Source organism: Lentzea miocenica (assembly GCF_033949945.1).
Classification (GTDB): Bacteria; Actinomycetota; Actinomycetes; order Mycobacteriales; family Pseudonocardiaceae; genus Lentzea; species Lentzea miocenica.
Genome location: NZ_JAXAVW010000008.1, coordinates 164,840 through 177,680 on the forward strand (window position 1 = coordinate 164,840; position 12,841 = coordinate 177,680).

The following is a 12,841-nucleotide window of genomic DNA, read 5'->3' on the forward strand; positions in this document are numbered from 1 at the left end:
GCGGCCTCCCTCAGCCGAACAAGAAGTAGAGAACGGTCGTCAGCGCCAGCACTCCGCCGCCGAGCAGGGCGGGCGAGCGGTACCAGCCGGCGTCCTCACCGGTGGTGGAGTGCGACCTGTCCTTCTTGGGCGTCAGGCTGTAGACCAGCCCGACCAGTTCGCTGTCCGGCTTCGGCCGCGTGACCAGGCTGACCCCGACGCTCACGACGACGTCGACCACGAACGCGAGGCCCGCGCCGAGGAAACTCGCGCCCTGACCCGGCAGCTCCAGCAGCTCGATGCCGAACGACGGCTCCGAGATCGCGTAGATGAACATCGCGGTGAACGTGCCCGCGAGCAGACCGACCCAACCGGCGGTCGGCGTCATCCGCTTCCAGAACATGCCGACGATGAACGTCGCGAACAGCGGTGCGTTGAAGAACGAGAACAGCGCCTGGATGTAGTCCATGATGTTGGACCCGCCGAGCGCCGCCGCGATGAACGCCGTGCCGATCGCGAGCACACACGCGCCGACCGTGGCGAGACGCCCGATGCGCAGGTAGTACTCGTCCGGCCGGTCCTTCTTGATGTAGTCCTGCCACAGGTCGTACGTGAAGACGGTGTTGAACGAGCTGACGTTCGCCGCGACACCGGCCATGAAGCTCGCCAGCAGACCCGTGATCGCGATGCCGAGAATGCCGTTGGGCAACAGGTCGCGCATGAGCAGCGGGAGCACGTCGTTGTAGGCCACGCCACCGCTCGTGTCACCGGCTTTGAGCTGCGCCATCTCCGGCACGATCACCGCGGCGATGATGCCGGGGATGATGATGATCGCCGGGATGAGCGCCTTCGGGTACGCACCGATGATCGGCGTGCGCTTGGCCGCCGACATCGACTTGGCGCTCATCGCGCGCTGCACCTCGGCGAAGTTCGTCGTCCAGTAACCGAACGACAACACGAAGCCCAGACCGAACACCAATCCGATGACACTCCACACCGGGCTGTTGATCCCGGTGAGTTCCGTCGCGGGCCAGGCACTCAGTTGCTCCTGGTCCGTCACCTTCTCGACGAGCCCCTGCCAGCCGCCGACCTTGATCAGACCGACGATCGTCAACGGCGCCAGCGCGGCCACGATGACGAAGAACTGCAGCACCTCGTTGTAGATGGCGGCACTCAGGCCGCCGAGCGTCGTGTACGCGAGCACCACCAGCGCCGCGACGCAGATGGACACCGGCAACGGCCACCCGAGCAGCGCGTCGATGATCACCGCGAGCGCGAACAGGTTGATGCCCGCGATCAGGATCTGCGCGACGGCGAAGCTGATGGCGTTGACCAGGTGGGCGGGTTTGCCGAACCGGCGGCGCATGAACTCGGGAACGCTGCGCACTTTCGAGCCGTAGTAGAACGGCATCATCACCAGACCGAGGAACACCATCGCGGGGATGGCGCCGATCCAGTAGTAGTGCACGGTCGCCATGCCGTACTGCGCGCCGTTGGCCGTCATGCCCATCAGCTCGAGCGCGCCGAGGTTCGCCGAGATGAACGCGAGCCCGGTGACCCACGCCGGCAACGACCGCCCGGACAGCAGGAAGTCGAGGCTGGAGGAGACGGATCGTCGCGCCATCACGCCGATGCCGAGCACCACCACGAAGTAGATGACGAGCAACGCGTAGTCGATCGGTCCCGCGTCCAGCCGCAGGTCCGCCTCGGCCAACACCGACACCGCCCACCTCCAAGACTTTCAACAAAGTCGAACATCATCGACCAGGAGAGGACAGTACTCCAGGTGCGCGACTTCTTACCCCGTGTGCATGATCACGAAACCACGACCCGATCTGGGGCGCTCACTGAAGTCCGCGGCGTGCGAAAACGTGGTGCGGACGGAGGTTCGTTCACCGAGACTCGCGGCATGACCGGGTTCGACTCGCGCGCCGAAGCGCACGACACGGCGGCACTCGCGTTGTTGGAGTCGCTGTCCGACGAAACGCTCGCGGAACTCATGGATCTGGTAGTCGCGGGCAAACCGATGCGGGCGGTCAAACTCGCGCACGAAACTTCAGGCCCGGATCACTCGCTCACAGCGGCGATCCAGGCCATCGGCATGTTCGGCAGCGGTTGATCAGAACAGGCGGAACTCGTCCGGCTCGATCCCGCGCAACGCGTCGTAGTCCAGCACCACGCACCGGATCCCGCGGTCCTCTGCCAGCACCCGAGCCTGCGGCTTGATCTGCTGCGCCGCGAACACGCCCTGCACCGGCGCCAGCAGCGGGTCGCGGTTGAGCAGCTCCAGGTACCGGGTCAGCTGCTCGACGCCGTCGATCTCGCCGCGCCGCTTGATCTCCACGGCGACCGACTTGCCGGAGGAGTCCCGGCACATCAGGTCGACCGGGCCGATCGGGGTCGGGAACTCGCGGCGCACCAGGGACCAGCCGTCGCCCAGGGTGGTGACGTGCTCGGCGAGCAGCTTCTGCAGGTCGGCTTCCACGCCGTCCTTCTGCAGGCCGGGCTCCGGGCCGAGCTCGTGCTTGGAGTCGTGCATGATCTCTTCGAGGGTGATGATCAGCTTCTCCCCCGCCTTGTTCTGCACGGTCCAGATGTCCGGGTCCTCGATCAGCCAGCAGGGCGGGCTCATCCAGTTCAACGGCTTGTAGGCGCGGTCGTCGGAGTGGATCGACACCGAGCCGTCGGCCTTGATCAGCAGCAGGCGCTGAGCCATGGGCAGATGGGCGGTGAGTCGGCCTACGTAGTCGACCTGGCAGCGAGCGATGACGAGACGCACCGCGACAGGCTACGGGGTGTGTCCAGAATCAGGACGTTAGGTACGGTCCGTGGCGTGGAAAGCCTCGGCACCCGTCAGGTGTACGCAAACCCGTGGATGACCGTTCGCGAAGATCCGATCCGCCGCGCGGACGGTACTGACGGCATCTACGGCGTGGTGGACAAGCCCGACTACGCACTGGTCATCCCGCTCGACGGCGAGCGCATTCGTCTCGTCGAGCAGTTCCGCTACCCGCTCGGGCTGCGCCGCTGGGAGTTCCCCCAGGGCACCGCGCCCGACCGCGCCGACTCCGATCCGCTGGAGCTGGCCGGCCGCGAGCTGCGCGAGGAGACGGGGTTGCGCGCCGGCAAGATGATCGAGCTCGGTCTGCTCGACGTCGCGCCGGGCATGACGTCGCAGCGCGGTCGCGTGTTCCTCGCCACCCAGCTCACCGAAGGCTTTCACGAGCGGGAGCTGGAGGAGCAGGACATGCGCTCGGCGTGGTTCCCGCGCGCGGAGTTCGAGGCGATGATCGCGAAGGGCGAGATCACCGACGCCCAGTCGATCGCCGCCTACACGCTTCTGCTGCTGCACGAACATTCTCAACCCTGAAAAGCCGCCCGGTAGGCGTTCGGTGAGGTCCCGGCGATCCGCTTGAACCTGTCGCGGAACGCCGTGGCCGAGCCGAACCCGACCCTGCTCGCGATCAGCTCGACCGAGTCCTTCGTCGTCTCCAGCAGGTGCTGCGCCTGGCGCACGCGCGCCCGGTGCAGCCACTGCAACGGCGTCGTCCCGGTCTGCTCGCGGAACCGGCGGTTCAACGTCCGCGTGCTCATTCCCGCCTGCCGCGCCAAATCCTCCAACGTGAGATCGCAGGCGGTGTTGACCTCCATCCACCGCAGCACGGGTTCGAGCTCGGCACCCTGAGGCGCCACCGGCGGCGTCACGATGAACTGCGCCTGCCCGCCTTCTCTCTCGAGCGGCATCACGGCCAACCGCGCCGCATCGGCCGCCACCGCCGACCCGTGGTCACGCCGGATCATGTGCAGGCACAGGTCAAGGCCCGCCGCGGCACCCGCGGACGTGAGGAACTGCCCGTTGTCCACGTAAAGCACGTCCGGGTCGACCTCGACCGCCGGGAACCTCGCGGCCAGTTCCTCCGCCGCCAGCCAGTGCGTGGTGACCCTGAGCCCGTCCAGCAACCCGGTCGCCGCGAACACGAAGGCGCCCGAGCAGATCGACGCGATTCGCGTGCCCCTCGCCGCGGCCTGCCGCAGCGCCTCGATCACCTGCTTCGGGACGACCAGGTCCGGTTCGTGGCCGGGCAGCACAATCGTGTCCACTTCGGACAACAACTCCAAGCCGTGCGGCACTTTCAGTTCGAACAGCTCGGCCTTGACCGTCCTCTTCGGACCGCAGACCCGGACCCGGTACCGCCCGGTCCAGTTGAACCCGTCGACCGCCACGGCGAAGTCGAACGGGACCACGCTGTCCATCGCTACTACGGCAACCTCGTGCACGTCAACCACCATAGCTGGCGAGAATCCGTTGGAACATGGCATTCCAGCCAGTTCTACACCCGCCGGAACCCTCCTACCGTCGTGATCACCGACGAAGGAGTCAGCGCAGTGAGAGCTCAAGTGGTGTTGTTCGACGGCTTCGACCCGTTGGACGTGATCGGCCCCTACGAAACGCTGGCCGCGGGCGGCATCCGGGCCGAACTGGTGACGGTGGAGGGAGCCCGCGAGGTCCCCGCGGGCCTGAACCTGTTGTCCCTCACCGCCACCGGCCGGCTGACCCCGAACGAGGCCGGCCTCGTCGTGGTCCCCGGAGCAGCGGCGCTCGACGAGACCACGACGCTGGCCCTGCTCAACGCGGCCGCCGCCACCGTCGGTCCCGCGTTGAAGGAGACCAACGCGCTCATCGCGACCGTGTGCGGCGGATCGCTGGTGCTGGCCATGGCCGGTCTGATCAAGGGCCGCAACGCCACCACCAACCACCTCGGCCTGCACGCACTGGAATCCATGGGCGTGCACGCCGTCCGCGCCCGCATCGTCGACGACGGCGACCTGGTCACCGCCGCCGGCGTCACCTCGGGTGTCGATCTGGGCCTCTACCTGGTCGAACGCGAGATCGGCGCCCAGCAGGCACTCGAAGTGGAGAACCTGTTCTCACACGAGCGCCGCGGCACCGTGTGGAGGGCCGCGTGAGCAAGCTGTTCCTCTCGCTGCACGTCCTGGCCGCGATCATCGCGATCGGCCCGGTGACGGTCGCCGCCAGCATGTTCCCGAAAGCCGTCACGACCAGCGGCAATCCCGAGCTGCTGCACCGGATCTGCCGCGTCTACGCCCTGATCGGCATCTCGGTGCCGGTCTTCGGGTTCGCGACGGCCGGCGTGATGGGCGTGACCGGCCACCCGTGGGTGATCGTGTCGATCGCGCTCACCACCGCCGCCGCGTTCGTGCTGGCCCTCAAGATCCTTCCCGGTCAGGAGAAGGCCATCAAAACCAAGGACATCAAGCACCTCGCCATGTACACCGGTGTCTTCAACCTCTTGTGGGCCGCGGTGACGGTGCTGATGATCCTCAGGCCCGGCTCGACGACCGGCGCCTAGCGCTGGGACACCGGCCGCACCACGATCTCGTTCACGTCGACCTCCGCCGGCTGCGAGATCGCGTAGGCGATGGCGTCACCGATGGCGGACGCGGGCAGCGCGAGCTTGCGGAAGTCCTCCATCATCGACGCCGCGAAGTCCTCGGTGATGGTGTCCGCCAGCTCGGACTCCGTGACGCCGGGCGAGATCACGGTGACGCGCAGGTCGTCGCGCTCCTGGCGCAGGCCCTCGGACAGCGCCCACACCGCGTACTTCGTCGCGCAGTACACGGCGGCGGTCGGCATCACCATGTGCGCGCCGATCGAGGCGACGTTCACGACGTGCCCGCCGCCCGTGAAACGCGGCAGCACGGCGGCGATGCCGTTCAGCACGCCCTTGATGTTCACGTCCACCATGCGGTCCCACTCGTCGACCTTCAGCGAGTCCATGAGGGACAACGGCATCACGCCCGCGTTGTTCACCAGCACGTCGACGCGGCCGTACCGTGCCACGGCCGCGTCCACAAAGGACTGGAACGACTCACGGGAGGTCACGTCCAGCGGCGCGTGGGCGCCGCCGATCTCGTCGGCCAGCGCGGCCAGCCGGTCCTCCCGCCGTGCTCCCAGGAACACCTGGTGCCCGGCCTTGGCCAGGACGCGGGCGGTCGCCTCGCCGATACCGCTGGAAGCTCCACTGATCACCACGACTTTGCTCATGTCCACCACGATGGCCAGCCAGAAGAGCGCCAACCAGGACACCTTCTCCCCAGGTGTGGCACACCCAGGCAAAGCACGGACCGACCGAATAACCTCGACAACGTGCTCGGCGAGTTCCTGAAAGCCCACCGCGCCCGCGTCAATCCTCAGGACGCGGGCCTGCCCAGCCACACCCAGCGCAAGGTCAAAGGCCTGCGCAGGGAAGAAGTCGCTGTGCTGGCAGGCGTCAGCGCGGACTACTACGCCCGTCTCGAACAGGGCCGTGAGACCAACCCGTCGGCCCAGGTCCTGGACGCGCTGAGCCGCGCGCTCCGGCTCGACACCGACGCACGCGCCCATCTGCACCGCTTGGCCGGAGTCGTCGCCGACGAAGGTCACGCGCCGGACGTGGTGAGCCCGGAACTGCGGCAGCTCATCAGCGGCCTGCACGACATGCCGGCGTTCGTGATGAACTCGCTGCTCGACATCCTCGCCACGAACGCGCTGGCCGAAGCCCTGTACGAGCCGTTCACCCCGGCCGACAACGCCGCCAGGATGACGTTCCTCGACCCCGCCGCCGCGAGTTTCTACCCGCGCTGGAACTGGGTCGCGCAAAGCACCGTCGCGCACCTGAGGCAGACCGCGGACCCGAAGTCCCAGCGCCTCAAGCAGATGGTCGAAGCGCTCAACGAGAGCCCGGTGTTCAGAGAGCTGTGGGAACAGCACGAGGTGCGTGGGAAGACCCAGGACGCCAAGGAGTTCGTGCATCCCGCGGTCGGCCCGCTCAAGCTGAACTACCACGCGCTCGACGTGCGCGAGGCCCCCGGCCAGTACCTGGTGATCTACCAGGCGGAGGCCGGCCCGAACGCGGACGCGTTGAAGCTCCTCGCGACTAGTCGGGCCACACGGGCTGCCGCTTCTCCAGGAACGACGCCCGTCCCTCTTTGGCTGACGGGGACTGCGACGTCTCGGCCATGACGGACAGCGCGATCTCGTACCCGTCGATCTCCGGCCGGTCCAGCTGCGCGTAGATCGTGCGCTTGCCGATGGCCTTCGACGCCCGGCTGCCCCGTGTCGCCCGCGCCAGCAACTCGTCCGTCGCCGCGTCCAGTTCGCCGGCAGGCACCGCGCGGTTGATCAGCCCCCACTCCACCGCCGTCGCCGCGTCGATCACGTCACCGGTGAGCACCAGTTCCATCAACCGCTTGCGCCCGATCGACCGCGCCACCGGCACGGCGGGCGTGTGGCAGAACCACCCGGCCTTGCCACCCGGCAAGGAGAACCCGGCCGTGTCCGCCGCGACCGCGAGGTCGCACGACGCCACCAGCTGGCACCCGGCGGCCGTCGCCAGCCCCTGCACGCGCGCGATCACCACCTGCGGTGCGGACTGGATGGTCTTCATCAGCACGGTGCACAGCTCCAGCAGCAGCCGCACACCCTCCTCGTCGCGGGCGTGCACGTCCGCGAAGTCGTGCCCGGCCGAGAAGACCGGCCCTTCCGCGGCCAGCACGATGCCCGCCGCATCCGACGTGCGCACCTCGCGGAACGCGTCCAGCAACTCGCTCAGGTGCTCGGCGGACAGCGCGTTGCGCTTCGCCGCACGGTTCATCGTGATCCGGACTACCGAACCCTCACGCGCAACGTCGACCATCTCAGTGACACTAAGGCCCTGCTACAGCGAATGCACCTCACGGATCACGGTGACGATCTCGTCCATGATCTCGGTCAGCTCGTAGTCCTTCGGCGTGAACACCCGTGCCACACCCCGATCGCGCAGCTTCGCGGCGTCGTCCGGCGGGATGATGCCGCCGACGATCACAGGGATGTCCCCGGCACCGGCCGCGCGCAGTCCGTCGACCACCGCGGGCACGACCTCGAGGTGAGAGCCGGACAGGATCGAGAGGCCGACGACGTGCACGTCCTCCTGCACGGCCGCGGCCACGATCTGCGACGGCGTGAGGCGAATGCCCTGGTAGACGACCTCGAAACCGACGTCGCGGGCCCGCACGGCGACCTGTTCGGCGCCGTTGGAGTGCCCGTCCAGGCCCGGCTTGCCAACCAGCATGCGCAGCCGCTCGCCGATCTCCTCACCGGTCGTGCGCACCCGGTCGCGCACGCGCGCGATCTCCGAGCCGGCCTCTCCCGACGCCGAAGCACCGGAAACGCCCGTGGGCGCGCGGTATTCGCCGAACGTCTCACGCAACGCCTGCGACCACTCACCGGTCGTCACGCCGGCGCGCGCACACGCCAGTGTCACCTCAACCAGGTTCTGGTCGGTCTTCGCAGCCTCACGCAACGCGTCCAAAGAAGCAGCAACAGCAGCGTTGTCGCGGTTGGCGCGCCACTGCTGGATCGCCTCAACGGCGTGCATCTCGACGATCGGGTCGATGGTCTCGATCGCGTTCGCACCCTCGGCCTGCAACGGCGACGGCTCCGTGGTGTCGAACTTGTTGACGCCCACCACGACGTCCTCGCCCGCCTCGACACGGCGACGGCGGTCCGCCAGTGACGACACCAGGTTCGACTTCATGTAGCCGGACTCGACGGCCGCGACGGCACCGCCCATCGCCTGCACGCGGTCGATCTCCTCCCGCGCACCGGCGAGGATCTCGTTGACCTTGGCCTCGATCACCGGTGAGCCGTCGAAGATGTCGTCGTACTCGAGCAGATCGGTCTCGTAAGCCAGGACCTGCTGCATGCGCAACGCCCACTGCTGGTCCCACGGACGCGGCAGGCCGAGTGCCTCGTTCCACGCCGGCAGCTGGATCGCACGCGCACGGGCGTTGCGGGACAACGACACCGCGAGCATCTCCAGCACGATCCGCTGGACGTTGTTCTCGGGCTGCGCTTCCGTGAGCCCCAGCGAGTTGACCTGCACGCCGTAGCGGAACCGGCGGTGCTTCGGGTTCTCGACGCCGTAGCGCTCCAGCGTGATCTCGTCCCACAGCTGGGCGAACGCGCGCATCTTGCACATTTCCTCGATGAACCGCACACCGGCGTTCACGAAGAAGGAGATGCGGGCGACGACCTCACCGAACTTCTCCTGCGGCACCTGACCCGAGTCGCGCACCGAGTCGAGAACCGCGATCGCCGTGCACATCGCGTACGCGACCTCCTGCGCCGGCGTCGCGCCGACCTCCTGGAGGTGGTAGCTGCAGATGTTGATCGGGTTCCACTTCGGCACGTTCGACACGGTCCACGCGACCATGTCGGTGATCAGCCGCAGCGACGGTCCCGGCGGGAACACGTAGGTGCCGCGGGACAGGTACTCCTTGATGATGTCGTTCTGCGTCGTGCCGGCGAGGGCCGACGGGTCCGCGCCCTGCTCCTCGGCCACGGTGACGTACATGGCGAGCAGCCACATGGCTGTCGCGTTGATCGTCATCGACGTGTTGGCGCTGCTCAGCGGGATCTGGTCGAACAGCTGCCGCATGTCGCCGATGTGGCTGATCGGCACACCGACCTTGCCGACCTCGCCCTTCGCGAGCTCGTCGTCGGGGTCGTAGCCGGTCTGCGTCGGCAGGTCGAACGCCACCGACAACCCGGTCTGGCCCTTCGACAGGTTCCGGCGGTAGAGCGCGTTGGAAGCGGCAGCCGACGAGTGACCCGCGTACGTGCGCATCACCCAGGGACGGTCGCGTTCGCGGTCAGCTGGGTACGGCACAGCAGCAACCTCCCACATCGTCGTTCCCCGCTGTGTTGAATTCCTCGAAGGGTACTGGCCGGTAACCATTGCTGCGCGTGCGATTGCTCACTGAATCGTGACCACAAGAGCATGATGAAGAGGTGACGGGCTTCTACCAGACAGCTGTCGTGTTCGGAGTGCTCGGCCTGCTCGCACTGACGTTGAGGTACTTCGCCGGCAACGACAAGCGGCCCGTGCCGGATCTGGACGGCACGGACTTCGGGTTGTTGAGCGAGGTGGCCGTCGTGCCCACGGAAGAGGCCGCGAACGTCCTGGTGCAGAAGTTGAAGCGGAACGGCGTGCGTGCCACGCGTTCGCGAAACGCGCCTTACCGGGTGATGGTGTTCCCGGCGGACGTCGCGAACGCGCGGCTGGTGCTCAGGAGCTGACGCGTTCCACGTCGGCGCCCAGCTTGCGGAGGTTTTCCACGAACCCAGGGTAACCGCGCTCGATGTGGAAGATCTCGTAGACCTCGGTGGCCCCGTCCGCGCACAGACCGGCCAGGACAAGGCCCGCACCAGCGCGAATGTCGCTCGCCCAGACCGGCGCGCTCGACAGCTTCTCGACGCCGCGGATCACCGCGTGGTGACCGTCGGTGCGCGCGTCCGCCCCGAGCCTGATCATCTCGTCGATGAACCGGAACCGCGCCTCGAACAGGTTCTCGGTGATCATCGAGGTGCCCTCGGAAACCGCGGACAACGCGATCGCGAACGGCTGGTTGTCCGTGGCGAAGCCGGGGTACGGCAGCGTCACGAAGTCGACCGCCTTGGGCCGGCCGTCCATGACGACGCGGAAGCCCTCGTCCTCGCCGCCCTCGTAGACGGTCACCTCGGCGCCCGCCATCCGCAGCTTCTCCAGCACCAGGTCGAGGTGGTGCGGGTTCACGCCGCGCACCCGGACGTCGCCGCGCGTCATCGCGGCGGCGAATCCCCAGGTGGCGCCGACGATCCGGTCACCGATCACGCGGTGCTCGGTCGGCTTGAGGCCGGGCACGCCGTGCACCGTCAGCGTGGACGTGCCGGCGCCCTCGATCCGTGCGCCCATCTGGGTCAGCATCAGGCAGAGGTCGATGATCTCCGGCTCGCGCGCGGCGTTGTCGATGACCGTCGTGCCGTCGGCCAGCACGGCCGCCATCAGGATGTTCTCGGTGGCGCCCATGCTCGGGAAGTCGAGCCAGATCTGCGCGCCGTGCAGCCCCTCGGCCTCGGCGACGATGCAGCCGTGCTCGATCCACGTCTTGGCGCCGAGCTTCTCGAGCCCGCTCTGGTGCATGTCCAGCGGCCGCGAACCGATCGCGTCACCGCCCGGCAACGCCACGACCGCGCGCTTGCACCGGCCGACCAGCGGCCCGAGCACGCAGATGGACGCCCGGAGCTTGCCCATCGCCTCGGAATCGGCGTGGTAGCTCAGCTCCTTCGGCGTCGTGATCCTCGCCACGTCACCTTCGAGCTCGACCTCGCACCCGAGGCTCCGCAACGCGTCCGCCATCAGCGGCACGTCGAGGATGTCCGGGCAGTTGGTGAGGGTTGTCGTGCCCTCGGAGAGCAGAGCCGCCGCCATCAACTTGAGGACGCTGTTCTTGGCGCCGACGACATCAACCTCGCCGACCAGACGTGCGCCACCGTGTACCCGGAAATGCTCGCTCACGCGGCAATCCTACGTACGCCCTTAAAGTGCGAGCCATGGCGGTGCATCTCACCAAGATCTACACGCGAGTCGGCGACGACGGCACGACCGGCCTCGGCGATTTCTCGCGCGTCCCGAAGACCGACCCGCGCATCGAGGCGTACGCGGACGTCGACGAGACCAACGCGTCCCTCGGCGTGGCCCTGGCTCTGGGCCAGCTCGCGGAAGACGTCCACGACGTCGTGCGCAAGGTCCAGAACGACCTGTTCGACGTCGGAGCGGACCTGTGCACGCCGATCGTGCCGGACCCGAAGTACCCGCCGCTGCGCATCACCCAGGCCTACGTGGACCGCCTGGAGGGCTACTGCGACACGTTCAACGAACGCCTGGGCAAGCTCGACTCGTTCATCCTGAACGGCGGCACCCCCGGCGCGGCCCTGCTGCACCAGGCCCGCACGATCGCCCGGCGCGCGGAACGGCGTGCGTGGTCGTTGATCGAGGCCGACGCCGAGCACACCAACGTGCTGACGGCCAAGTACCTGAACCGGCTCAGCGACCTGCTGTTCATCCTGGCGCGCGTGGCGAACCCGGACGGCGACGTGCTGTGGCAGCCGGGCGAGAACGCCTGACGAACGACAAAGGGCGCTTCCTCCACCTGACGTGGATGAAGCGCCCTTCGCGTTGCTAGGAAGCCCAGGGAATGGCACGGCCCGGAGGCGATGACTCCAACCAGGACAAGAATCCGGTCAGCGCGTCCGGGCCCATCGCGATCTCGACCACACCGGAAGCGGATCTGCACCGCAGCACCGTCGCGCCCACCGGCATCGCGTACGTCTCCGGCCCTGTCGGCTCGCGGCGCGCGTCGATCTCGAGCCCGTCTCTGGAGATCAGCTGGTTGGGCCCTGACCCGAGCGAGAGCACCCGGAACCAGGCGAACGAGTCGCCCCGGTAGTGCCCCACACCCAGATGCCAGCCACGACCGCGATCGTCGAACTGACTGCGCAGCGCCACGTGCACGCCACCCTCACGCAGCAGCCGGATGCGGCGCCAGGCGAAGTAGACGATGACGATCGCCACTCCAAGCAGGATCAGTCCGGCAATCTCGGTGATCCCCACGGCTTGGCCCTCGCGCCTGTTCTCAGGCCGACTGTTCCACGGCCCGCACGCGCGCTGCCGCACGTGCGCGCTCTGCGTCGTCCGCGTCCTGCAGCGCCGATCGCGCCGCGTCCACGTCGATCTCGCCCGCGAGCTCGGCGTCCTCGGCGAGAATCGAAACGCCGGTGCCGGTCACGGAGAGGAAGCCACCATGCACGGCCGCGGTGACCAGGCCACCGTCCGTCGTGTGGACCCGCACCACGCCACCCTCGACCAGCTGGCCGAGAACGGGCTCGTGACCGGGCAGGATGCCGATCTCACCCTCGGTCGTCTGCGCCGAAACAGAGGTGGCCTTACCGGACCACAGGCGGCGTTCAACGGCGACCAGTTCAACGGTCATCTCGGCCACG

At 67.9% G+C, this 12,841-nt stretch carries 16 protein-coding genes; 7 read left to right on the forward strand and 9 right to left on the reverse strand.

The window, feature by feature from the left end; all coding sequences use genetic code 11:
- Nucleotides 1-10: 10 nt before the first annotated feature.
- Nucleotides 11-1,702 carry a sodium:solute symporter family protein gene (locus tag SK803_RS11905; RefSeq protein WP_319965968.1) on the reverse strand — a complete coding sequence of 564 codons (1,692 nt, stop codon included), beginning with the start codon at nt 1,700-1,702 and terminating at the stop codon, nt 11-13.
- A gap of 186 nt (nt 1,703-1,888) precedes the next feature.
- On the opposite strand from SK803_RS11905, the gene SK803_RS11910 reads away from it, so the two are divergent.
- The gene (locus tag SK803_RS11910; protein WP_319965969.1) at nt 1,889-2,098 is read left to right on the forward strand and encodes a hypothetical protein; all 210 of its coding nucleotides are present in this window, start codon (nt 1,889-1,891) and stop codon (nt 2,096-2,098) included.
- On the opposite strand, the gene nucS is transcribed toward SK803_RS11910, so the two are convergent.
- On the reverse strand, nt 2,099-2,758 hold the full coding sequence (gene nucS, locus SK803_RS11915) for an endonuclease NucS (protein WP_319965970.1): 660 nt from the start codon (nt 2,756-2,758) through the stop codon (nt 2,099-2,101).
- 54 nt (nt 2,759-2,812) lie between these two features.
- On the opposite strand from nucS, the gene SK803_RS11920 reads away from it, so the two are divergent.
- On the forward strand, nt 2,813-3,349 hold the full coding sequence (locus SK803_RS11920) for an NUDIX hydrolase (RefSeq protein WP_319965971.1): 537 nt from the start codon (nt 2,813-2,815) through the stop codon (nt 3,347-3,349).
- Here SK803_RS11920 and SK803_RS11925 read toward each other — a convergent pair.
- Nucleotides 3,340-4,257, reverse strand: a complete 918-nt coding sequence (locus SK803_RS11925; RefSeq protein WP_319965972.1) for a GlxA family transcriptional regulator — start codon at nt 4,255-4,257, stop codon at nt 3,340-3,342. The two genes, SK803_RS11920 and SK803_RS11925, sit on opposite strands and share 10 nt — an antisense overlap.
- Nucleotides 4,258-4,365: 108 nt before the next feature.
- Here SK803_RS11925 and SK803_RS11930 point away from each other — a divergent pair, with 108 nt between their 5' ends.
- Nucleotides 4,366-4,947, forward strand: coding sequence for a DJ-1/PfpI family protein (locus tag SK803_RS11930; protein ID WP_319965974.1), 582 nt, complete (start codon nt 4,366-4,368; stop codon nt 4,945-4,947).
- Nucleotides 4,944-5,351, forward strand: coding sequence for a hypothetical protein (locus SK803_RS11935; RefSeq protein WP_319965975.1), 408 nt, complete (start codon nt 4,944-4,946; stop codon nt 5,349-5,351). Before SK803_RS11930 ends, SK803_RS11935 begins: the two co-directional genes overlap by 4 nt.
- Here SK803_RS11935 and SK803_RS11940 read toward each other — a convergent pair.
- Complete coding sequence (locus SK803_RS11940; RefSeq protein WP_319966086.1) at nt 5,348-6,046, reverse strand: SDR family oxidoreductase; 699 nt, start codon at nt 6,044-6,046, stop codon at nt 5,348-5,350. The two genes, SK803_RS11935 and SK803_RS11940, sit on opposite strands and share 4 nt — an antisense overlap.
- Before the next feature lie 102 nt (nt 6,047-6,148).
- Between SK803_RS11940 and SK803_RS11945 the strand changes: the two genes are divergently transcribed.
- Complete coding sequence (locus SK803_RS11945) at nt 6,149-7,003, forward strand: helix-turn-helix transcriptional regulator (RefSeq protein WP_319965976.1); 855 nt, start codon at nt 6,149-6,151, stop codon at nt 7,001-7,003.
- Here SK803_RS11945 and SK803_RS11950 read toward each other — a convergent pair.
- Together SK803_RS11950 and SK803_RS11955 are read right to left on the reverse strand one after the other, a co-directional pair.
- Entirely contained in the window at nt 6,918-7,676 is a 759-nt protein-coding gene (locus tag SK803_RS11950) for an enoyl-CoA hydratase-related protein (protein WP_319965977.1), read from the reverse strand. The two genes, SK803_RS11945 and SK803_RS11950, sit on opposite strands and share 86 nt — an antisense overlap.
- 21 nt (nt 7,677-7,697) lie before the next feature.
- The gene (locus SK803_RS11955; RefSeq protein ID WP_319965979.1) at nt 7,698-9,689 is read right to left on the reverse strand and encodes a protein meaA; all 1,992 of its coding nucleotides are present in this window, start codon (nt 9,687-9,689) and stop codon (nt 7,698-7,700) included.
- 122 nt (nt 9,690-9,811) lie between these two features.
- On the opposite strand from SK803_RS11955, the gene SK803_RS11960 reads away from it, so the two are divergent.
- On the forward strand, nt 9,812-10,099 hold the full coding sequence (locus SK803_RS11960) for a hypothetical protein (RefSeq protein ID WP_319965980.1): 288 nt from the start codon (nt 9,812-9,814) through the stop codon (nt 10,097-10,099).
- Here the strand turns inward: SK803_RS11960 and murA are convergent.
- The gene (gene murA, locus SK803_RS11965; RefSeq protein WP_319965981.1) at nt 10,089-11,357 is read right to left on the reverse strand and encodes a UDP-N-acetylglucosamine 1-carboxyvinyltransferase; all 1,269 of its coding nucleotides are present in this window, start codon (nt 11,355-11,357) and stop codon (nt 10,089-10,091) included. The genes SK803_RS11960 and murA overlap by 11 nt on opposite strands.
- A 35-nt stretch (nt 11,358-11,392) precedes the next feature.
- Here murA and SK803_RS11970 point away from each other — a divergent pair, with 35 nt between their 5' ends.
- On the forward strand, nt 11,393-11,965 hold the full coding sequence (locus tag SK803_RS11970) for a cob(I)yrinic acid a,c-diamide adenosyltransferase (RefSeq protein WP_319965983.1): 573 nt from the start codon (nt 11,393-11,395) through the stop codon (nt 11,963-11,965).
- Between the two features lie 55 nt (nt 11,966-12,020).
- Here the strand turns inward: SK803_RS11970 and SK803_RS11975 are convergent, their stop codons facing one another.
- On the reverse strand, nt 12,021-12,452 hold the full coding sequence (locus SK803_RS11975; RefSeq protein ID WP_319965985.1) for a DUF2550 domain-containing protein: 432 nt from the start codon (nt 12,450-12,452) through the stop codon (nt 12,021-12,023).
- Nucleotides 12,453-12,474: 22 nt separating this feature from the next.
- Nucleotides 12,475-12,840 (reverse strand): F0F1 ATP synthase subunit epsilon, encoded by a 366-nt coding sequence (locus SK803_RS11980; protein WP_319965986.1) that lies wholly within the window; start codon nt 12,838-12,840, stop codon nt 12,475-12,477.
- Between the last annotated feature and the right edge of the window lies 1 nt (nt 12,841).